General features: G+C 69.0%; 23 protein-coding genes. 9 read left to right on the top strand and 14 right to left on the bottom strand.

Annotation, left to right across the window (positions count from 1 at the left end; genetic code table 11):
* Positions 1-36 precede the first annotated feature (36 nt).
* From tilS to E2F46_RS05750, 3 genes are read left to right on the top strand one after another with little or no spacing between them, the layout of a single operon-like run.
* Entirely contained in the window at positions 37-1,320 is a 1,284-nt protein-coding gene (tilS, locus tag E2F46_RS05740; RefSeq protein ID WP_425599808.1) for a tRNA lysidine(34) synthetase TilS, read from the top strand.
* Between the two features lie 52 nt (positions 1,321-1,372).
* On the top strand, positions 1,373-1,645 hold the full coding sequence (locus E2F46_RS05745; RefSeq protein WP_133321132.1) for an exodeoxyribonuclease VII small subunit: 273 nt from the start codon (positions 1,373-1,375) through the stop codon (positions 1,643-1,645).
* Positions 1,646-1,659: 14 nt separating this feature from the next.
* Positions 1,660-2,538: a farnesyl diphosphate synthase gene (locus E2F46_RS05750; RefSeq protein WP_341777551.1), complete on the top strand. Its 879-nt coding sequence runs from the start codon at positions 1,660-1,662 to the stop codon at positions 2,536-2,538.
* 40 nt (positions 2,539-2,578) lie between these two features.
* On the opposite strand, the gene E2F46_RS05755 is transcribed toward E2F46_RS05750, so the two are convergent.
* The 3 genes from E2F46_RS05755 to pmbA form a co-directional block, all read right to left on the bottom strand.
* Positions 2,579-3,025, bottom strand: coding sequence for a DUF4870 domain-containing protein (locus E2F46_RS05755; RefSeq protein ID WP_133321133.1), 447 nt, complete (start codon positions 3,023-3,025; stop codon positions 2,579-2,581).
* Positions 3,026-3,182: 157 nt separating this feature from the next.
* Positions 3,183-3,542, bottom strand: a complete 360-nt coding sequence (locus E2F46_RS05760; protein WP_133321134.1) for a DUF4870 domain-containing protein — start codon at positions 3,540-3,542, stop codon at positions 3,183-3,185.
* A gap of 82 nt (positions 3,543-3,624) precedes the next feature.
* On the bottom strand, positions 3,625-4,998 hold the full coding sequence (gene pmbA, locus E2F46_RS05765) for a metalloprotease PmbA (protein WP_243720322.1): 1,374 nt from the start codon (positions 4,996-4,998) through the stop codon (positions 3,625-3,627).
* Positions 4,999-5,143: 145 nt separating this feature from the next.
* Between pmbA and yjgA the strand changes: the two genes are divergently transcribed.
* Positions 5,144-5,710, top strand: a complete 567-nt coding sequence (gene yjgA, locus E2F46_RS05770; protein WP_133321136.1) for a ribosome biogenesis factor YjgA — start codon at positions 5,144-5,146, stop codon at positions 5,708-5,710.
* A gap of 26 nt (positions 5,711-5,736) precedes the next feature.
* On the opposite strand, the gene tldD is transcribed toward yjgA, so the two are convergent.
* The 4 genes from tldD to E2F46_RS05790 form a co-directional block, all read right to left on the bottom strand.
* Positions 5,737-7,188: a metalloprotease TldD gene (gene tldD, locus E2F46_RS05775; RefSeq protein ID WP_133321137.1), complete on the bottom strand. Its 1,452-nt coding sequence runs from the start codon at positions 7,186-7,188 to the stop codon at positions 5,737-5,739.
* Positions 7,189-7,230: 42 nt separating this feature from the next.
* Complete coding sequence (locus E2F46_RS05780; protein WP_133321138.1) at positions 7,231-11,085, bottom strand: YhdP family protein; 3,855 nt, start codon at positions 11,083-11,085, stop codon at positions 7,231-7,233.
* Positions 11,086-11,190: 105 nt separating this feature from the next.
* The gene (gene rng, locus E2F46_RS05785) at positions 11,191-12,711 is read right to left on the bottom strand and encodes a ribonuclease G (RefSeq protein WP_133321139.1); all 1,521 of its coding nucleotides are present in this window, start codon (positions 12,709-12,711) and stop codon (positions 11,191-11,193) included.
* Between the two features lie 8 nt (positions 12,712-12,719).
* Positions 12,720-13,316, bottom strand: a complete 597-nt coding sequence (locus tag E2F46_RS05790) for a Maf family protein (RefSeq protein WP_133321140.1) — start codon at positions 13,314-13,316, stop codon at positions 12,720-12,722.
* A 122-nt stretch (positions 13,317-13,438) separates the two neighbouring features.
* Here E2F46_RS05790 and E2F46_RS05795 point away from each other — a divergent pair, with 122 nt between their 5' ends.
* From E2F46_RS05795 to E2F46_RS05800, 3 genes are all read left to right on the top strand, one after another.
* Complete coding sequence (locus tag E2F46_RS05795; protein WP_165967354.1) at positions 13,439-14,176, top strand: SIMPL domain-containing protein; 738 nt, start codon at positions 13,439-13,441, stop codon at positions 14,174-14,176.
* A gap of 4 nt (positions 14,177-14,180) precedes the next feature.
* Positions 14,181-14,351 (top strand): hypothetical protein, encoded by a 171-nt coding sequence (locus E2F46_RS17410; protein WP_165967355.1) that lies wholly within the window; start codon positions 14,181-14,183, stop codon positions 14,349-14,351.
* Positions 14,352-14,621: 270 nt separating this feature from the next.
* Positions 14,622-15,311: an energy transducer TonB gene (locus E2F46_RS05800; RefSeq protein ID WP_133321141.1), complete on the top strand. Its 690-nt coding sequence runs from the start codon at positions 14,622-14,624 to the stop codon at positions 15,309-15,311.
* A gap of 363 nt (positions 15,312-15,674) precedes the next feature.
* Here E2F46_RS05800 and rlmH read toward each other — a convergent pair whose 3' ends face one another.
* The 7 genes from rlmH to leuS all read right to left on the bottom strand — a co-directional run bounded on the left by rlmH (position 15,675) and on the right by leuS (position 22,605).
* Positions 15,675-16,145 (bottom strand): 23S rRNA (pseudouridine(1915)-N(3))-methyltransferase RlmH, encoded by a 471-nt coding sequence (gene rlmH, locus E2F46_RS05805; protein ID WP_133321142.1) that lies wholly within the window; start codon positions 16,143-16,145, stop codon positions 15,675-15,677.
* Entirely contained in the window at positions 16,142-16,912 is a 771-nt protein-coding gene (locus E2F46_RS05810) for a DUF695 domain-containing protein (protein WP_133321143.1), read from the bottom strand. The genes rlmH and E2F46_RS05810 overlap by 4 nt, the downstream gene beginning before the upstream one ends.
* Before the next feature lie 15 nt (positions 16,913-16,927).
* Positions 16,928-17,341 (bottom strand): ribosome silencing factor, encoded by a 414-nt coding sequence (rsfS, locus tag E2F46_RS05815; RefSeq protein WP_133321144.1) that lies wholly within the window; start codon positions 17,339-17,341, stop codon positions 16,928-16,930.
* Between the two features lie 30 nt (positions 17,342-17,371).
* On the bottom strand, positions 17,372-18,058 hold the full coding sequence (gene nadD / locus E2F46_RS05820) for a nicotinate-nucleotide adenylyltransferase (protein ID WP_133321145.1): 687 nt from the start codon (positions 18,056-18,058) through the stop codon (positions 17,372-17,374).
* Between the two features lie 172 nt (positions 18,059-18,230).
* Complete coding sequence (holA, locus tag E2F46_RS05825; protein WP_133321146.1) at positions 18,231-19,277, bottom strand: DNA polymerase III subunit delta; 1,047 nt, start codon at positions 19,275-19,277, stop codon at positions 18,231-18,233.
* A gap of 22 nt (positions 19,278-19,299) precedes the next feature.
* On the bottom strand, positions 19,300-19,812 hold the full coding sequence (locus E2F46_RS05830; RefSeq protein ID WP_165967356.1) for an LPS-assembly lipoprotein LptE: 513 nt from the start codon (positions 19,810-19,812) through the stop codon (positions 19,300-19,302).
* A gap of 54 nt (positions 19,813-19,866) precedes the next feature.
* Positions 19,867-22,605 (bottom strand): leucine--tRNA ligase, encoded by a 2,739-nt coding sequence (gene leuS / locus E2F46_RS05835; RefSeq protein WP_133321148.1) that lies wholly within the window; start codon positions 22,603-22,605, stop codon positions 19,867-19,869.
* A gap of 113 nt (positions 22,606-22,718) precedes the next feature.
* Between leuS and E2F46_RS05840 the strand changes: the two genes are divergently transcribed.
* Together E2F46_RS05840 and E2F46_RS05845 are read left to right on the top strand one after the other, a co-directional pair.
* Positions 22,719-24,011, top strand: a complete 1,293-nt coding sequence (locus tag E2F46_RS05840; RefSeq protein WP_133321149.1) for a metal-dependent hydrolase family protein — start codon at positions 22,719-22,721, stop codon at positions 24,009-24,011.
* Positions 24,008-24,259 (top strand): SemiSWEET transporter, encoded by a 252-nt coding sequence (locus tag E2F46_RS05845; RefSeq protein WP_133321150.1) that lies wholly within the window; start codon positions 24,008-24,010, stop codon positions 24,257-24,259. Before E2F46_RS05840 ends, E2F46_RS05845 begins: the two co-directional genes overlap by 4 nt.
* Positions 24,260-24,731 lie beyond the last annotated feature (472 nt).

The following is a 24,731-nucleotide window of genomic DNA, read 5'->3' on the forward strand; positions in this document are numbered from 1 at the left end:
CTCGTGCCACAAGTTGTCGACATCGCCATTGCCACAATCCCGCACGTGCAGACCGGCGCTTGCGTGTGGGTTGGCTACAGCGGCGGCCTGGACTCCACCGTGCTGTTGCATGCGCTCGCCTCGCATCAACGCCGGCACGGCGGCGCGCTCCGCGCCCTCCACGTGCACCACGGACTGCATGCGGACGCCGAGGACTGGGCCCGGCATTGCATCGACGCCTGCGCCGCGCTGGACGTGCCGCTGGATGTCCTCCAGGTCGAGGTGGCGAAGCACAGCGGCGAAGGCCTCGAAGCCGCTGCACGCAATGCGCGACACGCGGCGTTCGCCTCGCTGCTGAAGCCCGGCGACGTGCTGGCGCTGGCCCATCACCTCGACGACCAGGCCGAAACCTTCCTGCTGCGCGCACTGCGCGGCGCAGGCGACGGACTGGGCGCGATGCGGGCATGGCGACGCTTCGAGCCGGGCTGGCTGTGGCGCCCCCTGCTGGACACGCCGCGTACGGCGCTGTTGGCGTACGCGCAGCGGCACGGCCTGCGCTGGATCGACGATCCGACCAACGCCAGCGAGGCGCACGACCGCAACTTCCTGCGCCGGCAGGTCATGCCCCTGCTGCAGGCGCGCTGGCCGCAAGCCGCGAACTCGCTCGCCGCCAGCGCCGCCCTTCAGCGCGATGCCGTGGCGCTGCTCGAGGCAGAGGATGCCGCCGCACTCGCACAGGTCCGTTGTGCAGACCCGGCCTGCGTGGATGTCGAGCGGCTTGCCGCCTTGCCGCGCGAGCGTCGCGCGCGGGTATTGCGTCGCTGGATCGGCGGCTGCGGGCTGCCGCCGCTACCCGCAGAGGGCGTGTCGCGCATCGAACACGACCTGCTGAAGGCTTCGGCGGACACCACGCCCGCCTTCGCCTGGCACGATGCGATCGTCCGCCGCTGGCGCGGCCTGCTCTGGGCGGAGCGCACGCACGTGCCCTTGCCCTCGGCGTTCCGGCAAGCATGGGACGGGAAAGCACCGCTGCACCTGCCAGGCAGCGGCACGCTGGCCCTCGAGGGCACGATGCATAGCACCATCGAACCCACGACATGGATCGTCCACGCGCGCACCGGCGGTGAGCGCATCACCCTGCCCGGGCGCACCCACTCCCACGCACTCAAGCATGTGCTGCAGGCACTGGGCATCCCGCCATGGATCCGCGCCCGCCTCCCCGTGCTGTCGCACGCCGACGGCGACGTGCTGGCGGCGGGCGACCTGGTGGCCTCCGCCGCCTTTTCCGAATGGATGCAGGCCTCGGGCCTGCGCCTGCGCTGGCAACCAGCGGCAGCCTGATCGTCGGCTGCCACGACATGGCATTCGCAAGGCCATCGCGTACACTGCGCACATGGCCAAGAAGACCGCCGCCGAACCGTCGCCCGTCGCCGATTTCGAGCAGTCGCTCGACCAGCTGGAGCAGCTGGTGGAGAAGATGGAGCACGGCGAAATGAGCCTCGAGGAGTCGCTGGGCGCCTATGAGCGCGGTGTCGCGCTGTACCGTCGCTGCCAGCAGGCGCTGGAACAGGCCGAATTGCGCGTACGCCTGCTGACCGACCCCGACGCGCCTGACAAGGCCATGCCCTTTCCCGCCCTGCCGGATGCCGCGCAGGGCGAACGCTGATCGCACACCCACAGGTGGACACGAAGCTCGACGCCTGGCGCACGCGCGCGGACCGCGCGCTGGTCAACGCACTGGACGGCCTGCACGGCACCGAACCCCGCCTGCTGGCCGCGATGCGCCACGCCGTGCTGCTCGGCGGCAAACGCATGCGTCCGATGCTGGCCTACGCCGCTGCGCATGCCTGCGGTGCCGATGCGGAGGCGACCGATGCGCCCGCGGCTGCCGTCGAACTGGTGCACGCCTATTCGCTGGTGCATGACGACCTGCCGGCGATGGACGACGACGCCCTGCGCCGGGGCCAGCCTACCGTCCATGTCGCCTTCGATGAGGCGACCGCGATCCTTGCCGGCGACGCGCTGCAGACGCTTGCGTTCTCGACGCTCGCGACATCGCCACTGCCATCGCAACGCGTGGTCGCGATGCTGGCGGAACTGGCGCACGCGTCCGGTGCCGCCGGCATGTGCGGCGGACAGGCCTTCGACCTGGCTGCCACCGGCCAGGCCGCCACCACCACGCTGGCCGTGCTGGAACACCTGCACGCACTGAAGACCGGTGCCTTGCTGCGCGCGGCCGTGCGCCTGGGCGCGATCGCGGCCGGGGCGGACGACGCCACGCGCGCGCGACTGGATGATTTCGCGAATGCGCTCGGCCTTGCCTTCCAGATCCGCGACGACCTGCTCGATATCGAGGGCGACAGCGCCACCCTGGGCAAGACCGCCGGCAAGGACGCATTGCAGGACAAGGCCACCTTCCCCGCGCTCATCGGCGCGGAGGCATCGCGCGCGCGCCTGGACGCATTGGCCGGACAGATGCGGGCGGCGCTGGAGGGTTGCACCGGCGACACCGCCCCTCTGTCCGCGCTGGGCCGCATGGCGATCGAGCGCGACGCCTAGCCCCTGGCCGTGGCGCCGCGCCCGTCACGGCCTAACCGCCTCACCCCAGCAGGCGGATCGTCAGCGGATAACGATAGGACTCGCCATTCCAGGCCTTGACGATGGCGATGATGCTGCACACCAGCCACGCCACGGCCAACACCGCCACCAGCGCCAACAGCAGCAATCCCGCGGGCAGGGTGACGAGGATGCCGATGCCCAGCGTCAGCACGGTCGCGCCAACCAGCAGCATGCCGGCGACCACCACGGCGCAGGTGTACAGGAACATGCTGAGATTGAAGTTGAATGCTTCCCGCGCATGTTCGGCGATGAAGGCAGACTCGTCCTTCTTCAGCAGGTACACGACGACCGCGGCCAGCATGCCCGCGAAACCCGCGGTCCAGCTGGTCAACAGGGCCAGCGCGAGCGCGCCACCGTGTGCGAGGGCCGCCCACTGGCGCTCGTTGGTCGTGGGGGCGGCAGCGAGGGGGCTGTAGACATGCGCCATGGTGCGTCTCCCACCGGAACCATTCCGGCATGCAGGGAGGATGGCGCCATATGGCCACTAACCCAAGCCAACTGATGGGCTAGTCACATCTTGCGCGATGCATTCGTCGCGCCGCGCCGTGGGCGGCCAGTGGTCGCCCACGGCGGGGGAAACAGGTCTACTTCACCAGGCGGATGGCGAAGGGATAACGGTAAGCCTCGCCCTTGTTCGCTGCAAGGCCGGCAATGATGCTGAAGATGATGCAGACGATCCAGAGCACGAAATTGAGCAATGCGCCGATCAGGATGATGGTGAGCACCATGCCGATGATGTAGCCGAACAACAGCGTGATCTGGAAGTTCAACGCTTCCTTGGACTGGTCGATGACGAAGCCCTTTTCCGGCTTGTCCTTGTTGATCAGCCAGATGACCAGCGGGATGATGAATCCCAGCAGGATGCCGGACAGATGGGTCAGCAGCGCAATGGTGCGATCGTCCTGCGCCGGGGCGCCGGCGATGGTCGGATTCGGATCGTTCATCAGTGGGTTCCCCTCTAGAGTGTCGAATCGAATGGAAGCAGTGCGCGCGGTCGAGCCCCCCACGCGGCCAATCTAGCTTACGTCAATCGCCGCCGGCGACGGTCATCTTCCCCACCAGGATCGACCCGGTGGAGATGTGCGAACGCGGATCGACGTCGCTGCCGATGGCCTCGATCGCAGCGAACATGGCCTTGAGGTTGCCGGCGATGGTGATGCCGTCGACCGCATGCGACGGCTCGCCGCCCTCCACCCAGTAGCCCGCGGCGCCACGCGAGTAATCGCCGGTCACGCTGTTCACGCCCTGGCCCATGAGTTCCGTCACCACCAGGCCGCGCCCCATGCCTCCCAGCAAGTCGGTGAAACCCGCGGCGTTGGCCGATACGGCCAGGTTGTGCACGCCACCGGCATTGCCGGTGCTCTGCAACCCCAGCTTGCGTGCAGAGTAGCTGCCCAGTACGTAACGCTGCAGCACGCCGGACGCGACCAGCGGCGATTCACGGGTCGCCACGCCTTCGGCATCGAACGCCGCCGAACGCAATCCGCGCCGCAACCAAGGTTTCTCGTGGATCGACAGCCAGTCGGGGAACAGCGGTTGACCGACGCTGTCGAGCAGGAAGCTGGCACGGCGATACAGCGCCCCTCCCGAGACCGCGCCCAGCAGATGCCCGACCAGCGACCGCGCCACCTCGGCCGAGAACAGCACCGGGTATTCACCGGTCGCGATCGGACGCGGGTCCAGGCGCGCCAGCGTACGCACTGCGGCATGGCGGCCCACTGCCTGCGGCGATTCCAGGTCGTCCTCCGCCAGTCCCGAGGTGTACCAGCCGTCACGCTGCATCGCCTCGCCTTCGCCTGCGATCAATGCGCAGCCGATGCTGTGCTGGGTACCGCGCTCGGCACCGATGAAACCATGGCTGTTGGCGTACACGCTCAGCGATTCGCCGGTGCCCACGGACGCGCCATCGGAATTGCCGATGCGCAGGTCGGATTCGCGTCCCGCCTGCTCGCAGGCCAACGCGATGTCCACCGCGCGGTCGGCATCCAGCGCCCACGGGTGCCAGCTGTCGAAATCGGGCCACCGTCCCTGCGCATCGGGGCGCGCCATCCGGTCCGCGTCGGCCAGGCCCGCGGCGCTGTCGTCCTCGGTGAGCCGGGCGATGGTGCAGGCCTGCTGCACCGTGGCCTCGAGGCTGTCCTCGCGCAGGTCGGCTGTGCTGGCGCTTCCCTTGCGTTGGCCGAAGTAGACGGTCACGCCGATGCCGCGATCGCGCGTGGCTTCCACCGTCTCCACCGCGCCCATGCGCACGTTGACGTTCAAGCCGCGCTCCTCCGAGCAGGATACTTCCGCCTGCGTCGCGCCATGCGCACGGCAGCGCGCCAGCAGGCGCTGCGACAGCTCGGCCAGCGCATCGAGGCGCTGCCGTGAATCGTCGGTGGAAAGGGCTGTGTCGCTCAAAGTCATGTCCTGTGTTTGGGATCGACCTTCCGGTCATTCTCCGCCATGCCACGTTCCGGATGAACGCGGCCGCGCCCGGCGAGTGCGCTGTCGGCGTTTATCCGCGAAAATCCGTGACCTGTCCTGCTGCCTGCGACCCACCACGATGCGCGGAACCGACGAAGAATCCGGCGAATACCTCGGCCCCAGCCGCAGCCAGCAGCGACGCGAGGCGCTGGACGTGCTGGCGCTGGCCGGCACGCTGGCCGACCTGGCGCCGGGCCAACTGGCGAAGCTGCCGGTGCCCGAGCACCTGCTGCCGCACATCGCCGAAGCCCGGCGCATCACCTCGCACATCGCGAAGAAGCGCCAGCTCGCCTTCCTGGCCAAGCACATGCGGCGCGAGGACGACGACGTACTGGACGCGATCCGCGACGGGCTGGATGCCGGCGGCGAGGCGGCGCGACAGGAAACCGCCCTGCTGCACCGCGCCGAACGCTGGCGCGAGCGACTGCTCGACGAAGGCGATGCCGCGCTGGCCGAACTGCTGGCCGACCATCCGCAGGCCGACCGCCAGCAGCTGCGACAGCTGGCGCGCAACGCACTGGAAGAGCGCAAGCGCAACAAGCCGCCGCGCGCCTACCGCGAACTGTTCCGCGAAATCCGCGACCTGCTGGGCACGGGTGATGCCGGCGACGCCGACATCGCGCAAGCAGACGATATCGACGGCTGACGACCCCGGCGCCGCGTACGCGGCGCTCACGCCTTCGTCCCGCCCACCGTGATCTGGTCGATCAGCAGCGAAGGCTGGCCGACGCCGACCGGCACGCTCTGCCCGTCCTTGCCGCAGGTGCCGACGCCGTCGTCGAGCGCCATGTCGTGGCCGACCATCTTCACCCGCTGCATGGTCTCCGGGCCGTTGCCGATCAGGGTCGCGCCCTTCACCGGCGCGGTGATCCGGCCGTCCTCGATCAGGTACGCCTCGGTCGCCGAGAACACGTATTTGCCGCTGGTGATGTCGACCTGTCCACCGCCGAAGTTCACCGCGTACAGGCCCCGCTTCACCGAGCGGATCATCTCCTCGCGGTCGTGCTGCCCGGCCAGCATGTAGGTGTTGGTCATGCGCGGCATGACCAGGTGCGCGAACGATTCGCGACGGCCGTTGCCGGTCGGCGCCACGCCCATCAGGCGCGCGTTGAGCGTGTCCTGCATGTAGCCGGTCAACACGCCGTCCTCGATCAGCGGGGTGCACGACGTGGGCGTGCCCTCATCGTCGATGTTGAGCGAGCCGCGACGGCCCGGCAGCGTGCCGTCGTCGACGATGGTCACGCCCGGTGACGCCACCCGCAGGCCCATGCGCCCGGCATACGTGGACGTGCCCTTGCGGTTGAAATCGCCTTCCAGCCCATGCCCTACCGCCTCGTGCAGCAACACGCCGGGCCAGCCTGCGCCCAGCACCACCGGCATGTTCCCGGCGGGTGCGTCGATGGCATCGAGGTTCACCAGCGCCTGGCGCAGCGCCTCGCGCGCGAATTTCTCGGGATTGCCGTCGCCCAGCAGTTCGGCATAGTCGTAGCGCCCGCCGTATCCGGCGTAGCCGGATTCGCGGCGACCATCCTGTTCCACGATCACCTGGATGTTGAGCCGCACCAGCGGCCGCACGTCGCCCGCCAGCACGCCATCGCTGCGCGCGACGAGGATGGTGTCGACGCCTCCGGACAGGCTCACCATCACCTGCTGCACGCGCGGATCGGCTGCGCGCAGCAGCTTGTCCACGCGGCGCAGCGCCTCGACCTTGGCCTCGCTGGCATACAGGTCGATGGGATCGTGCGCCGGGTACAGATGGCGCGCGCTCGCGATCTTCAGGGCCTTGGGTGCGCGCGAATCGCCATCGCGCGCGATCGCGCGCGCCGATTGCACGGCTTCCAGCAGCGCGTTGCCATCGATGTCGTCGGAGTAGGCGAAGCCGGTCTTCTCGCCGCTGATCGCGCGCACGCCCACGCCCTGCTCGATCGAATGCGCGCCGTCCTTGACGATGCCGTCCTCCACCGTCCAGCTCTCGCGGCGCGCGTGCTGGAAATACAGGTCGCCGAAATCGATGCCCGGCCCCAGCAACGTGGAGAACATGCGGTCGAGCCGTCCGGCGTCCAGCCCCGCGGGGGCGAGCAGGCGCGAGGTGGCGGTGGCGAGGGTGTTGTCCGGTTCGGTCATGGCATGCAGTGTGCGGGTTCGGGCGGGGATGGCAAGGGCGATTCAGCGCGCTTCGGGCGACGCGGGCGGCGAAGACGAGGACGCGCGCGGTACGGGCTGGTGGTCGCGCACTTCGACCTTGGGGTCGTCCCACATGCCGGTGACGCGATAGGTCTTGGCGTTGAGTTCACCCAAGGGGCCGCGCAGCACCGCGTTGGCCACGGCACCGACCGCGGCGCCGACCGGGCCACCGGCGATCGCGCCCACGGCGGGCAGCAGGTTGCCGGTCTTGGGCAGCACGTCGATGCGCTGGTCGTGGGTCTGCGCGCGCAGGTCGCTACGGCCCTGGATGCGCAACTCGGCGGCAGGGCCGTCGATCACCATGTCGTCGCTGCGCGCCTCGCCCCTCGCGAACGCGACTGCGCCGTCGATGCGGTTGAACGCGAAACCGCTGGAGAAGAAGTCACGGAAATCGAGCATCATCCGCCGCGGCAGTTCGGCCACGCTGAGCAAGCCCAGCACGCGGCCAGCGCCCGGCTCCACCTCGGCCAACCGGCCATCGCGAAGGGCCACCGTGAGGTTGCCTTCCAGGGTGCCGATGTCGAATGCCGCCGGGCTGTGCGGCCACTGCGCGTCGAAGCGCAGCGCGCCCTTGCCGCCGTGGATGCGCCTGCCGAACCCTGCACCTTCGACCAGCGCACCGACATCGGCACTGTCGACCGCCAGCGACAGCTGCGTGCGTGCCGCGGCACCCCGCCCGCTCCAGGAGCCGCTGGCATCGATGCGCTGCGCGTCGGAACGCGCCTGCAGCCGGTCGATCTGCAGGCCGGTGGCGGTTGGCTGGGTGTGCAGCGATGCCGTGCCCAGCGCCAGTGCGCCAAAGCGCAGGTCGTCCACCTCGATCCGCAGCGGCGGGATGGCGGCGGGATCGATCTCGTCTTCGGGGTCCGTCGCCACGCGGGTCGCACGTGGCGCGGACGCGGCGTCGGCCAACGGCGCCGCAGAGGCCCAGTGCATGCGCTGGAGCCGTGCGACGACGGGCGCGGCACGGTCATCGGGCAACTGCACGCGTCCCGCCAGCGCGGGGCCGTCGAAGGTCACGCGCACGCCATCCCCCTCCGGCGCGGCCAGCACGCGGGTGCGCGGAAACTGGCTGCCCAGCAGCTGCAGGCGGTCGGCGGTCACGTCGATGCCGCGCAGCGCCAGGCCATCGCCGTCGCCACCGGTCGCCAAGGTGGCCCAGTCGATCGCATCCAGCGCCGGCGTGCGCCCGGTCGCGACCAGCCCGGATTCGGGCGGCGCCTCGGTCACGGTGGACGTGCCCAGCATCACCCGCACGCCGGTACGACCATTGCGTTCGCGTGCGCGCAGGGCCAAGCGCTGGCCAAAGCCGACCGCCACCTCACCACCCTCCAGCGGGAAGGTGGTTTGCACCGTGGTCGCCAGCGGCTCCGCCGCCGGCTTGCGCAGCGGCTGCGGCAGGTCAAGCGTGGTGCCGACCAGGTTCGAGCGCAACTGCAGTCGCGTCTGCCCGGCCACGCCCGCGCGTGTCGACTGCAGCACGGCCAGGCCCAGCGTCCAGCGCGAGCTGCCGCGCACGTGCGGTGCAAGCCAGTCGAGTTCCGGCGCCTGCGCAAGCAGATCGGATGCCGGCAGCATCGCATCGATGTCCGCCTCGAAGGCATGCGCCCCATCGCGCACGTGCTGGTCGCCCGCGCGCAGAGAGACGCTGGCCGGGTGTTCCTCGCGCACGGCCGCCAGGCTGTCGGCGCTGAAGCCATGCTGGTCGTAACGCACGGCGCCACGAACCTCGTTGAACGCCAGCTTCCAGCGCTGCTCGGCCAGCGTCGCCCCGTGCAGCTGCACTTCGCCGGAAATCGCCGGGACCGTGCGCGGATCGTCGTCCAGCGGCAGGTCCATCGCGAACGTGGCGGCGATGCGTCCCTCCACCGACAGGTTGTCCAGCGCCTCGCCATGCCCGGCATGCAGCGGGCTGGCGCGCAGCAGCGACAGCACCTTCGCGCCCTCGCCATCGGTCGTCGCGCGAATCGCCAGGCGTGCGCGGCTGTAGTGCGGGAGCGCGGCATGCAGGCCGGTCGCCGGTACGCCCGACAGTTCCGCCGCGCCGTCGACGGTGAATCCGTCGTTATGGAAGCGCGCGATGCCGTTGAGCCGCTCCGCGGCCGGCCAGTCGGGCTGGAACTTCACCACCATGTCGACCAGCTCGCCACGCGCATCGAACACGCCCTTGGCCTGCGCACCCTCCAGCGCGCTGAACGGCCAGTCCTCGAGCTCGCCGGAGACGACGGCGCGACCGCCACGTACGCGTCCCGACACCAGCGCGTCGTCGAGCCACTGTTCGGTCGCGTCGGACATCCGGTGGCGCACCCAGAATTTCTTGGCCACGGGCACCATCGCTTCGTCGATGCCGGCGACGAGGTCGATGGCCGGCCCCCGCCCGCCACCGAACCGCATGCCACCACGCACATCGGCGGCGTAGCCTTCGCCTTCCACGCGCAGCGAAGGTGTTTCGATGCGCAGGCCTGCGTCCCCGTCGCGCCAGCCGGCCACGTCGCCGCGCAATCGGATGACATGCGCCGCACCAAAGCCACTGGGCCAGTCGAAACGCAGGCGCGCTTCGGGATCGGGGGTGAACGCGAAGCCGTCGCCGTCGCCGCGCAGCACACCTCCCAGCCCGGACAGGCCGGGCGTATCGTCCACCGTGTCGAAGCGCAGTGCCTCGACGCGTGCAGACGCCTGCAATCGGCCAGCACCTTCGCGGGAGACATCGATGTCGTGCAGCACCACCGTGGGCGCTGCCGCAAGCAGCCAGGCGCGGAGGCCTGCAGGCAACTGCTCGCCCAAGGCAAACGCCGCGATCAGTGGCCCGGCATCGATCCGCCTGGCGCGCAGTGCAAAGCGATCGCCCCCTGCAGCCTCCAGGCCGTCAAGCACCTGTTCGGACGCGCGCGGCCCGATCCGCAACCTCGGCGCCACCAGTTGCCAGTCATCGCCATCCACATCGACGCGGGCCAGCAGCGAGAGGCCATCCACGCGCTGCCGCGGCGGCTCCCGGCCTTCGCCCAGCGATGCACCGCGCAACACGACATTCGCCAGTTCGGCGTCGGCGGTCACCGACGCGATGCGATGGCCACGCAGCGTGGCCCAGGCCTGCGCACGCCCGCGACCGCTTTCGATGGCGACGCCGCCATGGCGGGCAAGGTCGCTCCACGTTGCAAGGTCGGCATCGCGCAACGCAGCGTGCAGGCGACCATCACCCCGGGTACGGTCCACGTCCACGACGGCATCGACCGGGGTCGCATCGTCCTGCATCCATGCGCGCGTCGCCGCACGCACGCGCGGGCCGTCGACCCGCATGCGCAGGTCGATCCGCGGAATGCTGGCGTCGATGCCCAACCCGGGCGCGTGGATCTCCAGCCCGCCACCCAGGACCTGCAGCTCGCCCAGGCCTTCCAGCACCGCGAACGGATCTTCGCCGCTGTCCTGCCCCGGCAGTCCGCGCACCTGCCAACGCCCGTCGTCTTCCCGGACCAGGCTGAGATGGAGGCCACGCAGGCGCAGTTCGGTGAACGAACGCCCGGGCAGCAGCCCTTCATATTGCGCGACGAGTATCTCCGCCTCGCCGATCGATACGCCACCGCCCTCGCCCACGCGCAGTCCTTCCAGGCGCAGCAGCGGGCCCCGGCGCGTCCATTCGGTATGCAGCGCATCGAACGCCACCGGCCGGCCGGCGCGTTCGCCCAGCCATGCCGCCACCCGCGCGGGGTGGCGTTCCACCATCGCCAAAGCCTGCTGGAACGCCACGGCGCCCAACGCCATCGCCACCACCAGCGCGACGACCAGGTACCAGACGCTGTTGCCGGCGAAGCGCAAGCGGCGACGGAGCGGCGTGGTCATTCGCTCCACGCTCCGTGCGACGCCGCGATTGGTGGTTGGTGGTTGGTGGCCGGGAAAACGCGCCTGGCTTTTCGAACCAGGAATGACGAACCGCCCACCACCGCTTCAGAGCAGCACCACATCGAACTGCTCCTGCTGGTACTGGTCGTCGGCCTGGAACCGGATCGACTTGCCGAGGAATTCCTCCAGCTCGGCCACGGCCGCGGACTCTTCTTCGGTGATGCGCACGACCACCCTGGGCGAAGCGATCACCAGCAGGCGCTGGGCCTCGAACTGGCGCACCGCGCGCACGATCTCGCGGAAGATCTCGTAGGTCACCGTCTCGGCGGTCTTCAGCGTGCCGCGGCCGCCGCATTCGTGACAGGTCTCGCTGAGCTGGCGCTGCAGGCTGTCGACGGTGCGCTTGCGCGTCATCTCCACCAGGCCCAGCGGCGAGAAATCGTAGACGGTGGTCTTGGCGTGGTCCTTGGCCAGCGACTTCTCCAGCGTGCGCAGCACCTGGCGGCGATGCTCCTCGTCCACCATGTCGATGAAATCGATGATGACGATGCCGCCGAGGTTGCGCAGCCGCAGCTGTCGCGCCACCGATTGCGCCGCCTCCAGGTTCGTGCGGTACACGGTCTCCTCGAGATTGCGCTGGCCGACGAACGAACCCGTGTTCACGTCCACCGTGGTCATCGCCTCGGTCTGGTCGATCACCAGGTAGCCGCCGGACTTCAGCGGCACTTCCTTGTCCAGCGCGCGCTGGATCTCGTCTTCCACGCCATACAGGTCGAAGATCGGCCGCTCGCCGGCATAGTGCTCGAGCTTGCCGGCAAGGCCCGACTGCGCTTCGACGCCCTGCCCCGGCATGTACTGCGCCGCGAACGCGCGCAGTCGTTCGTAGGTCTCGCGCGAATCCACGCGCACCTTTTCCACGTCGCGGCGCAGCAGGTCGCGCACCGCGCGCATCGGAAGGGTCAAGTCTTCGTAGAGGCAGGCGCCCACGCCGGCGGTGGCCACCTGCCTCTCGATCAGCGCCCATGCGCGCTGGAGGTAGGCGATATCCTCGGCCAACGCCTCGGCCGGCTGGCCTTCGGCGTTGGTGCGCACGATGTAGCCCTGCTGCGATCCCGCTGGCGCCAGCTCCGACACCAGCGCCTTCAGCCGCTGGCGTTCGGCATCGTCCTCGATCCGCGCGGACACGCCGATCACGCGCGACTGCGGCAGCAGCACCAGGTAGCGCGAGGGGATGCTGATCTGGGTGGTCAGGCGCGCACCCTTGGTGCCGATCGGATCCTTGACCACCTGCACCACCACGTCCTGACCGTCGCGCAGCAGTTCGGTGACCGGGCGCGCCGGCATCGGCACGGACAGCGCATCGGCTTCGCCGGCGGCATCCGTCCCGGATTCCTGAAGCCCGCGCATCACATCATTGGCGTGCAGGAAGGCGGTACGCTCCAGCCCGATCTCGACGAACGCCGCCTGCATGCCGGGCATCACCCGCTGTACGCGCCCCTTGTAGACGTTGCCGACCACACCGCGCCGCCAGCCGCGTTCGATGTGCAGTTCCTGCAGCATGCCGTTCTCGACCACGGCCACGCGGGTCTCGCGCGGGGTGACGTTGACCAGGATTTCTTCCGACATGGCCAGCCTCACCTGCCTTCGACAGGCGGCTTGAAACCGGTGGCGATACCAAACTCGCGCAACAATGCCGCGGTCTCGTGCAGGGGCAGGCCCATCACGCCGGAATAGCTGCCGTCGAGGCGCGAAACGAACCGCTCCGCGCCACCCTGGATCGCATAGGCGCCGGCGCGGCCCATGGGTTCACCGCTGGCGACATAGCCAGCGATGTCGTCCTCCGCCAGCGCCGCGAACGTCACCCGCGAGCGCGAGACGCGCTGCGCCTCGCGCCCGGCCGACACCAGCACCACCACCGACACGACTTCGTGGGTGCGACCGGACAGTTCACGCAGCATGGCCGCCGCGTCTTCATGATCCCGCGGCTTGCCGAAGACACGGCCACCGAGCACCACTTCGGTATCGGCGCCAATCACCAGCGCCTCCGGCACGGCGACCATCGCCAGCAGGCCCGCACCGGCCTTTTCGCGGGCCACGCGGTGCACGTAGTCCTCAGGCGGTTCACCGGGCACGCGCACCTCGGGCACGTCGACATCGATGATGCCGAAGTCGACGCCGAGGCGCGCCAGCAGCTCGCGCCGACGCGGCGATTGGGAGGCAAGGTGCAACATCGGGCAAGGATAACCCGCGGTTGAACGGTGGCCGGCGAATGCAGCCGCGCCAACCCCTGCCCGGCTCACGGACCGTTCACGGGCTGCGTCCCAGCTTGATCCCGTCCATTCAGGAGACCACCATGTCCCGCAACATCCTCCTTCCACTGGTGCTCGCCGTCGGCGCCGCACTCGGCACCACCGCCATGACCGACGCCCACGCACAGACCGTCAATGCTCCCGCCGTCGCCAGCGACAGCACGCTGCTGTCGGTTTCCGCCCAGGCTGAAGCCAGCCGGCCGCCGGACGTGGCGGCACTGTCGACCGGCGTGGTCACGCAGGCCCCCGACGCCAACGCCGCGCTGCGCGCCAATGCACAGCAGATGGCGAAGGTCGTGGCCGCCATCCGCGCCGCCGGCATCGCCGAACGCGACATCCAGACCAGCGGCATCAACGTCCACCCGCAGTACGACTATCGCGACAACCAGGCACCTACGATCACCGGCTACCAGGCCAGCAACACCGTGAACATCAAGGTGCGCGACATCGCCAAGGTGGGCGACGTGCTGGACGCACTGGTCGCCAGCGGCGCCAACCAGGTCAACGGCCCCAGTTTCACGATCGACCAACCCGAGGCCGTGTACGACGAGGCGCGCCGCGCCGCGCTGGAAAAGGCGCAGGCACGCGCCACGATGTACGCCCAGTCGCTGGGACTGCGCGTGCGCCGCATCGTCAGCATCAGCGAGGGCGGTGGCTTCCAGCCGCCGATGCCGATGATGAAGACCATGGCGATGGATGCCCGGATGGAATCGACCCCGGTTTCACCTGGCGAAACCACGCTCAGTGCAAACCTCGACGTCGTCTTCGAACTTGGCAGGTGACCCGATGACCGCATCCGACCCCTCCCCGCGCCCGGGCGACAACGCCGGGTATCCGGAGAAGAATCCCAAGGACAAGGGCGAGGCCCAGAAGCCGGACCCGCGCAAGCCGCCCAATCCCGACGAGGGCGGGCTGGACCGCGACCCGGACCAGGACGGCAGCCCCGACGACACCTGAGCCAGCGCCGCTCGTCGCAATCCACGCAAGGCCCGCACTGCGGGCCTTGTGCCGTCCGGCCCGCATGCGCCGGGCCGTGCCCCATGCCGTCCGTCGGCCCACGCCCGCATTCGACCTCCGTCGCATTGCCACACCCCTCGGGCCGGGGGTAGCGTGGGGTTGCAGTCGGGTTACGCGCCATCGCGGGCCACTGGCTTCACCCCGCATCCGCCGCTGGCGCGTTGAACGCCATACCGGGGCCATCGCCCCGGCCATCAACGGAGGTGGGCCATGGTCCTGCAACACGCGCATCGGCATTCGCGGACGGCGGCGCAACCGTCCCTCGATTCGAACCGCATCCTCGGCATGAGCGGCACGTTGGCGGTCAACGTGCTGGCCTTCCTGCTGTTGTTCATGCCGATGGCGGGGCCACCACCGCTCGCGGTCGTTGAACAACCGCCGCGACTGACCGTGGTGGACGTGGTACCACTGCCGCCGGTGACGCCCAAGCCGCCGGAGCGGGTGGAAGTGGTGCCGCCGCAACCCCGTCCGCAGCCGATCCAGCGCACGCAGCAGCCGACCCTTGCGCCCGCAACGGACCCCGTGGTCGTCGATGACGGCACCGTGTGGACGCCACCGTTGGTCGAGACCACGCCCGGTAACGCGGGCCCGGTGGATATCGCGCCACCCGGCCCGGTGCAGGGCATGCGACTGGAATACGCACGCACCTCGCCGCCGCGCTATCCGCGCGAAGCGCTGCGCGATGGCCTGCAGGGAACGGTGCTGCTGCAGGTGCTGGTGGACGTTGACGGCAAGCCACTGGAGGTCAGCGTGCACACCGGCAGCGGCCATCGCGTGCTGGACCAGGAGGCCGTCCGCCACGTGCTGCGGCACTGGACATTCCGGCCCGCCACGAAGGACGGGCGCGCCGTGCAGGCAATCGGCCTGGTGCCGATCGAGTTCAAGCTCGACCGGATGTAATCGGCACCGGGACCAGAGCATTCCTGGGGCCCACGCAAGTGGGCCTCTTCTTTTTTAGCCGGGAATCGGAAGTGGGGATTCGGGAAAGCCGGTTCCTGCTCTTGAGGCGTCCCTCGGCGATGACGGAAGGGCCCCGCCCAAGCGCCTGCACGCATCCGGCGGACGGAACGGAAATCGGAACAACGCCTGCGCCGCTCCACTTTTCGCCTGACGCGCGACGGCCTGTCCAGCGCAGGTCCGATGCCACCGCCATCAAACGGATATCGGGCAGCGACTTGCGGTGGCATCGGACCTGCGCCACCACGAGGTGGCGTCTTTCCCGCGATCGGGAGAGGAACCCTGTTTTTCCGCGTCCCCGCCGGATCAGGCGCGGTGGTAGGGATGGTTGGCCAGCATCGCCGCCGCGCGATAGAGCTGTTCGGCCAGCACCAGTCGCACCAGCATGTGCGGCAAGGTCATCGGCCCGAGCGACCATTGCTCGTCTGCGCGCGCCAGCACGCCCGACGCATGCCCTTCCGGGCCGCCGATCAGGAAGGCCAGGTCGCGGCCCTGCCCGCGCCAGTGCTCCAGCCGCTGCGACAGCTGTTCCGAGGAGTGCGACCTGCCGCGGCCATCGAGCGCGACCACCCAGGCGTTCTTCGGCAACGCCTCCAGCACCCGCGTGCCTTCGTCGTGCATCGCACGCACCGCATCGCGGCCCTTGCCGCGCACGCCAGGTTCGATCTCGACCAGTTCAAGCGGCAGCCAGTGCGACAACCGCTTCTGGTATTCGGCGAATCCCTGGGCCACCCACGCCGGCGCACGTTCGCCGACAGCGACAAGGCGTGCCTTCACTGCAGGGGTGCCGCGTTCGCGCGCACGATCTCGCATTCCCAGCCGTCGTAACGGCCATCGTGCTCTTGCGCCAGATCATGCAGCGGCAAGCAGATATCGTCGATGGCAGCATGCGCGGGGGCGTCCTTGCGAAACACGCGCGCCATGAACTTTTCCCCCTCGACGTCTCCGCTGTCGTGGCGTTCCCTCAGCGCGTAACCCAGCCCGACAGCGTCGGCAACGAAAGCATTCCGACGCGACGCGTCCGGGAAGTAGGCCCAGTGATCGATCTCACGGGCCTCCTCCAGGTCATCGCCCTCGCGTTCGAGCGCATCGCAGACCGAGCGATTGCCGATGCGCTGGAGTTCCACCGGACCGGGATACAGGAACTCCCGGTACACGGACCAGCCCGCATCCGCACACTGGCCTGATTCGTAGCGGTATGCCGGCGCACGCGCCATCTCCACGGCAACGCGTGCATCCCAACCGATACCCTCGCGCGCATAAAAATAGAAGTCCCGGCGTCCCGACGACGTATTGCGCCCGACGTAGATGGCGTCACCGGCTCTTTCGAGCGCCTGGATCAGGGTATTTTCGAGCATGACGAGCTCGTCGAACTCCTCGGCGCTCGACAATCCGTCCTCCCTCGGCTGTCGCATTTCGACGCTCACATGGGCCATGACCGGGAACCCGGCCAACGGCGCATGGTCGATGCGGGCGAGGTCGACGAAGATCGACGCCGGCTGGTCGCCGACAAGCAGGAAATAGAACTCCCAGCGGCCGTCCAATGGTCGCCGCCTGGCTCAGCCGCGGTCTTCGTCCGGGGAAACGTCTTCCGGCGGCTGGTCGCCCACCGTCCACAGCCGTTCCAGCGCGTAGAACTCGCGCACGCGCGGCAACATCACGTGGACCACGACGTCACCCAGGTCCACCAGCACCCATTCGGCCTCGCGCTCGCCTTCCACGCCCAGTGGCTGGCAGTCGAGCTGCTTGGCGTTCTTCACCACCTCGTCCGCAATCGACTTCACGTGCCGGGTCGAGGTGCCGGATACGACCACCATGTAGTCGCAGACGCTGGTCCTGCCGCGCACGTCGATCTCGACGGTGTCTTTCGCCTTGAGTTCCTCGAGCGCTCCATGGACCGACTGGAGCAGGACATCCACCGGCGGTGGCGGGTTGGGAAGGCGGGTCTTGATGACTTGGGCTGGACTGGTCAAGGGCGGATGGCTCTGGCGGTTGCGAATGGATTATAGCGGAGGGGGTGTCGGCAGCCCGTGCAGGGGCGCGCCGTAGAGGCCGTGCTGGCGGATGTAGTCGGCGACCGCGTCCGCCACCCAGCCATGCAGCGGCTCGCCCGCGGCGATGCGCGCACGCACTTCGGTGGCCGAACCAGGATGCAGCGGCTGCGACAGCCTGTAGGCGCGGCCTGCAGGCGCGGCCTGCAGGTCGGCGGGGGCTTGCGTCCATCGACCATCCATCGCCTCGGCGAGCTCACCAACCGGCAGCCGGGCGAGGTCATTGCCCGGTCGGTCTGCGACGACGAAATGGGCCAGCTCGAACAGCGCGCGCCACTCCCGCCAGGCCGGCAGCCCAAGCAGGCTGTCGGCACCGATCAGCAGCGCCAGCGGAGCCGCATTCCCGTACGCCGCACGCAGGCCACGCAGCGTCTCGACGGTATAGCTGGGGCCATCACGCTGCAGCTCGCGACGATCCACGCACAGGCCATCCTCATTTCCGATGGCCAGCGCCAGCATCTCCGCACGCTGCACGGCATCGGCACCCGGCGGCGCGCGATGCGGTGGATCGGCGGCGGGCATCATGCGCACCGGGCAATGCAATGCGTCGCGCGCGGCACGCGCGATCGCAAGATGACCTTCGTGCACCGGATCGAAGGTGCCGCCGTAGTAGAGCCGCAATGTGCCGGATGCGGTCACGGCGACGCTACGCCCGGATGCACGCGTGCCACTCCGGTCAAAGCCGGGATCCGGCGACGCAACGGAAGAGAGTGGCGGTGGCCTGCATGGCAGGAGAAGACCACTGGGTCGCGGCGTGCGGGGGGATGACGAAGAACGTTGGGGTCCATCCTCAAGGACACGAGGCGCAGCGTCACGACGCCAGCAGCGCCGCTGCCTTCGGCTCGGCGACGGTCAGCAGCAGGCGTTCCAGCACCTGCCAGGCATCGTCGGACTCCTCGCCGATGCGGAACCGGCCCTTGGCGATCCGGTCCACCCGCCCCGCCTCAGCCACCAGCCGCTGCCAGCGCGACGCCGGGTGCCGCTGCAATGCACGGCGATACACCGCCTGCTTCGAATCCCAGACGCGCTGCGCCTTGAACTCGGCGGCGAGGTTGCCGCCACGTTCCTGCACGCGCGCCAGCGCCGCCACGCGCTGCAATTCCATCACGATCATGCCCATCAGCGCGAACACCGCCTGCCCTTCGGCGCGCAGTCCCGCGAGCATGCGCGACACCTGCGCCGGCTGGCCGTTGAGCGCGGCATCGACCAGGCGGAACACGTCGTAGCGTGCGGCATCGGCCACCAATGCCTCCATGCGTGCAGCATCCAGGGGTTGCCCGTCGGCCAGCAGCGCCAGCTTGTCGATCTCCTGCGCGGCGGCCAGCAGGTTGCCTTCGACGCGTTCGGCCAGGCGTTGCACGGCGTCGCGATCGGCGCGCAGGCCGCGGCTGCGGAGGCGGGCTTCGATCCACCCGGGCAGCTCATGCGGACGTACCGGGTTGGCCACCACGACGTGCCCGAGCTTGCCGATCGCATCGCTCCACTTGCCGCCGTGCTGCCGACTCCATTCGCCGCCGGTGACCAGCAGCACGATGTCCGGCTGCGGGTCGGCGCAGTAGCCAGCGATCACTTGTGCGCCTTCCTTGCCGGGCTTGGCGGTGGGCAGGCGGACCTCGATCAGGCGCTGCGAGGCGAACAGGCTGGGCGCGCGGAATGTCGCATCGAGGGAGTTCCAGTCGAAGTCGCGCCCATCCGCGTCGAACACCTCGCGTTCGGCGTAGCCGGCCTCCTTCGCGCGCGCACGCACGGCATCGGCGGCTTCCAGCACGCGCAGCGGCTCGGGACCTGCGATCAGATAGGCGGGCCGCAACGGCTCGGCGGCCAGTTGCGCCGGCAGCCGTTCCGGCGTCAGTTCCACTGCACCATACCGATATGGGCCACTACGGCGACCGGACGTCCCGCGAGGCCGCGTCGATGCGGCGCAGGATCGATGCGGTCATCTCGCGCTGCATTTCGCGGGTCAACAGCTCGCGTTCGGTCGCGGTGCCCGTCGCATCCTGCGGCGGGGCGATGTAGTCGCGCCCCATCTCGACCACTTGCTGTGGCACCAAGACGTCGCCATTCGCATCAGTCAGCGAAAAGACCACCGCGTACTGCATGGTGAACTCCTGCGCCCGGGCGAACTGGTCGATGCTCAAGGGCCTGTCGGCCCAGCGCTCGGAGAGCACGTTGAGCGACGCAACGCGGCGCCGGTCATCCGCGCCCACCACGTCGGCTCCTGCCTGCACCAGCGCGCGCTCGAGCGACTGGGCGAGCGGACTGTAGGGGTCAGTAGCCGTCACCCGCACCTCTTCGAGGCCGGTCGGCAGCACCAGCGCGTCGCGCAACTGGAAGCCGCAGGCGGACAGGAGCAGCAGGCAGGCGGCGACGAAGGCCGTGGGCAGTCGTTTCATGGGCGAAGTCTGGCCGAGGGCGCGCGGGCGGGCAAGCGGGACGCGGCCCGGCATTCAGCCGGCCACCACGTTGACGATCTTGCCCGGCACCACGATCACCTTGCGCACCGACAGGCCGGCCAGGAAGGCCTGCACGTTCGGCTCGGCCAGGGCCGCGGCCTCGATGGCCTCGCGCGGCAGGTCGACGGCAACCTCGATCGTGCCGCGCAGCTTGCCGTTGACCTGCACCGCCAGGGTCACCGCATCGCGCACCAGTGCGTCCGTGTCGGCCTGCGGGAACGGCACGTCCTCCAGCAGCGTCTCGGCGTGGCCCAGTACTTGCCACAGCGCGTGGCTGGCGTGCGGGGTGATCGGGTTGAGCAGCAGCACGATCGCCGAGAAGGCTTCCTGACGCAGCGCCACCCCGTTGGCGGAAGCATCATCGGACTTCGCCAGCGCATTCAGCAGCTCCATCACCGACGCGATCGCGGTGTTGAAACTGTGGCGGCGGCCGTAATCGTCGCCGACCTTCTGGATGGTCTCGTGCAGCTGCCGGCGCAGCGCCTTTTGCGCCGCCGTCGCCGATGCCGGATCGAACGCACCCACCACCGACCCGGACTCGACATGCTTCTGCACCTGCGCCCACAGCCGGCGCAGGAACCGCGCCATGCCTTCCACGCCGGCCTCGTTCCACTCCAGCGACTGGTCGGGCGGCGAGGCGAACATCGAGAACAGGCGCACGGTATCGGCGCCGTACTTGTCGATCATCGACTGGGGGTCGACGCCATTGTTCTTCGACTTCGACATCTTCTCGACGCCGCCGATCCGCACCGGCTGGCCATCGGTGCGCAGCGCGGCGCCGGTCACGCGGCCCTTGTCGTCGCGCACCACGTCCACGTCGGCGGGGTTGAACCATTCCTTGCCGCCGTTGGCCTGTTCGCGATAATAGGTGTCGGCGATCACCATGCCCTGCGTGAGCAGGCGCGTCGCCGGCTCGTCGCTGTCCACCAGGCCTTCGTCGCGCAGCAGCTTGTGGTAGAAGCGGAAGTACAGCAGGTGCAGGATCGCATGTTCGATGCCCCCGATGTACTGGTCCACCGGCGTCCAGTACTTCGCACGGTCGTCGACCATGTCGGCCGCGCCCGGCGAGGTGTAGCGCGCGTAGTACCAGCTCGACTCCATGAAGGTGTCGAAGGTGTCGGTCTCGCGTTCGGCCGGCTTGCCGCACTGCGGGCAGGTGGTCTTGCGCCATTCGGGGTCGGCCTTGATCGGCGACTGCACGCCGCTGAACGCGACGTCCTCCGGCAACACCACCGGCAACTGGTCTTCCGGCACCGGCACTGCGCCGCAATCGTCGCAGTAGATGACCGGGATCGGGCAACCCCAGTAGCGCTGGCGGCTCACGCCCCAGTCGCGCAGCCGGAAGTTGACCTTGCGGCTGCCGACACCGTCCGCCTCGAAGCGCGCGGCGAGCGCATCGAATGCGCGATCGAAGTCGTAGCCGCTGTACTCACCGGAATTGATCAGGAACCCGCGCTCGGTGAACGCGCCCTGCTGCTCGATGCCGTCGAGATACGCGCGTACCACCGCGACCGCCGCAGCGGTGTCGTAGGCATCCACCGAACCGCCGGCGAGCGCTGCCTGGAACGGGTCGGCATCGTGCGCTACGTCGCCGGCCACTTCCTTCAGCGCGTCACGCACTGCGGCCGGCACCACCACCGGGCGCACCGGCAGCCCGTAGGCCTTGGCGAACTCCCAGTCGCGCTGGTCGTGTGCCGGCACCGCCATCACCGCACCCGTGCCATAGCCCATCAGCACGAAGTTGGCGACATAGATCGGCACGTCTTCGCCCGTGACCGGATGGATCGCCCACAGGCCGGTGGCCATGCCGCGCTTGTCCTGTGTTTCCAGCTCGGCTTCGGACACGCCGCCCTGCTTGAGGTCGGCGAGGAAGGCGGCCAGTTCGGGATTCGATTCGGCGGCCTTGAGCGCCAGCGGGTGTTCGCCCGCGATACTGATGAAGGTCACGCCCATCAGCGTGTCGGGGCGCGTGGTGTAGACCGACAACGGCGCATCTTCGCCGTCGACCTTGAACGAAAATTCCAGGCCCTCGCTGCGACCGATCCAGTTGCGCTGCATGGTGCGCACCGATTCCGGCCAGCCGTCCAACGTGTCCAGGCCGTCCAGCAGCTCCTGCGCGTAATCGGTGATCTTCAGGAACCACTGCGGAATCTCGCGCTTCTCCACCACCGCGCCACTGCGCCAGCCGCGCCCGTCGATCACCTGTTCGTTGGCCAGCACCGTCTGGTCCACCGGATCCCAGTTGACCACCGAGTTGCGCCGGTAGGCCAGGCCCCTTTTCATCAGGCGCGTGAACATGCGCTGCTCGTGCACGTAGTAGTCAGGCGAGCAGGTTGCGAACTCACGGCTCCAGTCGATCGCGTAACCCAGCGACTTCAGCTGCGCGCGCATGTGGTCGATGTTGGCGTAGGTCCACTTCGCCGGCGCGGTGTTGTTCCTGATCGCGGCGTTCTCGGCGGGCAGGCCGAACGCGTCCCAGCCCATCGGCTGCAGCACGTTCCTGCCGGTCATGCGCTGGTAGCGGCTGATCACGTCGCCGATGGTGTAGTTGCGCACGTGGCCCATGTGCAGCGCACCGGACGGGTACGGCAACATCGACAGGCAGAAGAACTTCGGCTTGTCCGGCTGCTCGGCCACCTCGAAGGCGCGGGTCGCATCCCAGAAGCGCTGCGCAGCGGCTTCGACGGGGGCGGGCTGGTAGGCGGGCTCGGGGCTGGCAGGCGATGCGGACACGGGACGTCTTGGGCGAAAGGAAGACCGGGAAGCCTACCGCAGCGCACCATCGCCCGCCATGCGAGGGCCTATGATGCCGCCTCGAATCCCCGGGGTACCGAAGGAATCCGCCGATGCGCCGCACCGCCGCCTGCCTGCTGCTGTCCACCACCCTGCCCGCCTTCGCCGCCGACCCGGTCGCCCTCCACTGCGAGCGCCTGTTCGATGCCCGCAGCGGTCGCGTGCTGGGCGAGCACACCGTCGTGGTCGAGGACGGACGCATCCGTTCGGTCCAGCCCGGTCGCGCCCGACTGCCCGACGGCACCCGGTCGATCGTGCTCGCTGGCCGCACCTGCCTGCCCGGCTGGACCGACCTGCACGTGCACCTGGGCTCGCAATCCAGTCCGGCGAGCTATTCGGAGGGCTTCCGGCTGGACCCGGTCGACTACGCCTTCCGCGCCGTCGGTTATGCCGAAAAGACCCTGATGGCGGGCTTCACCACCGTCCGCGACCTGGGGGGCGAAGTCACGCCGCACCTGCGCGACGCAATCAACCAGGGGCTGGTCGACGGCCCCCGTATCTTCGCCGCCGGCAAGTCCATCGCCACCACCGGCGGCCATGCCGATCCCACCAACGGCTACAACTCGATGCTGTCGCACCTGATGGGCCCGCCCGGACCCACCGAGGGCGTGATCAATTCCGTCGACGACGCGCGCCAGGCCGTGCGCCAGCGCTACAAGGACGGCAGCGACGTGATCAAGATCACCGCCACCGGCGGCGTGCTCAGCTACGCGCGTTCCGGCGACGCGCCACAGTTCACCGAGGACGAGATCAAGGCCGTGGTCGACACCGCGCGCGACTACGGTTACGCCGTGGCTGCGCATGCCCACGGCACCGAGGGCATGAAGCGCGCCGTGGTGGCCGGGGTGACCAGCATCGAGCACGGCACCCACATGACCGACGAGGTGATGCGGCTGATGCGCCAGCACGGCACCTGGTACGTGCCGACCATCTACGCCGGTCGTTTCGTCGCCGACAAGGCGAAGGAACCGGGCTACTTCCCCGAGATCGTGCGGCCCAAGGCCGCGACCATCGGCGCGCAGATCCAGGACACCGCCGCACGCGCCTACCGCGGTGGCGTGAAGATCGCCTTCGGCACCGACCAGGGCGTCGGCCCGCACGGCGACAACGCGCGCGAGTTCATCTACATGGTGGAGGCCGGGATTCCGCCGGCGTATGCCCTGCAAGCGGCCACCGTGCACGCGGCCACGGTGCTGGGCGTGGACGACCAGGGCGTGATCGAGGCCGGCAAGCGCGCCGACATCATCGCCCTGCCCGGCGACCCGGTGGCGGACATCACTGCGGTGATGAACGTCGACTTCGTGATGAAGGACGGCAAGGTCTATCGCCGGCCGGAGGCGGAATGAACCTGGAGTGGATGGGCTACGCCGCGGCGACGCTGACGACGCTGGCGTTCGTGCCGCAGGCGGTGAAGACCATCCGCACGCGCGACACCCGCGGCATCTCGCTGGGCATGTACGTCGTGTTCACCCTGGGCATCGTGTGCTGGTTCGGCTACGGCATCGCGCTGGATTCGTGGCCGATGATCATCGCCAACGCGATCACGTTCGTGCTGGCGGCGGTGATCCTGGGATTGAAGCTTCGGCACGGTTGACCGCGCGCAGCGCTCGACGCGAGCTTGCCTTCAGTCCAACAATCCGGAGCGATTGTTGCGACATGCCCGCGAAGGCTCGCGGCTGGCCGGGGGCATCCATGAGATAGAGCAGATTGCACCATCGGACCAACGGAAACTCCTGGATTCGGCAAACGAGCTCCGAAAGCTACTTCCCGGCGATATCCGGAACAACAAGCGTGGCGCTCTTTCCTCACGTCCAGCAACAATGTTGCTGGAAGACCCGGAGGGCGGCTGGCACGGATGCCAGCCGTTTTTCGACAGGACACGGATGTCCTGTCGAAAAATCCCGTCGAATACAACCTGAGACGTGAGCTCCGTCGGGGAAAGGCATTTCTTTGGTTACTTTCTTGACCGGCTTCGCCGTTCGCTTCGCAGTGTGCAAGCAAAGAAAGTAACCCGCCCGCCTGCGGGCGGAACGCTCTTGCCTTTACCGGCTTCGCCGTTAGCTTCG

The organism is Luteimonas aestuarii, from assembly GCF_004357985.1.
GTDB lineage: Bacteria > Pseudomonadota > Gammaproteobacteria > Xanthomonadales > Xanthomonadaceae > Luteimonas > Luteimonas aestuarii.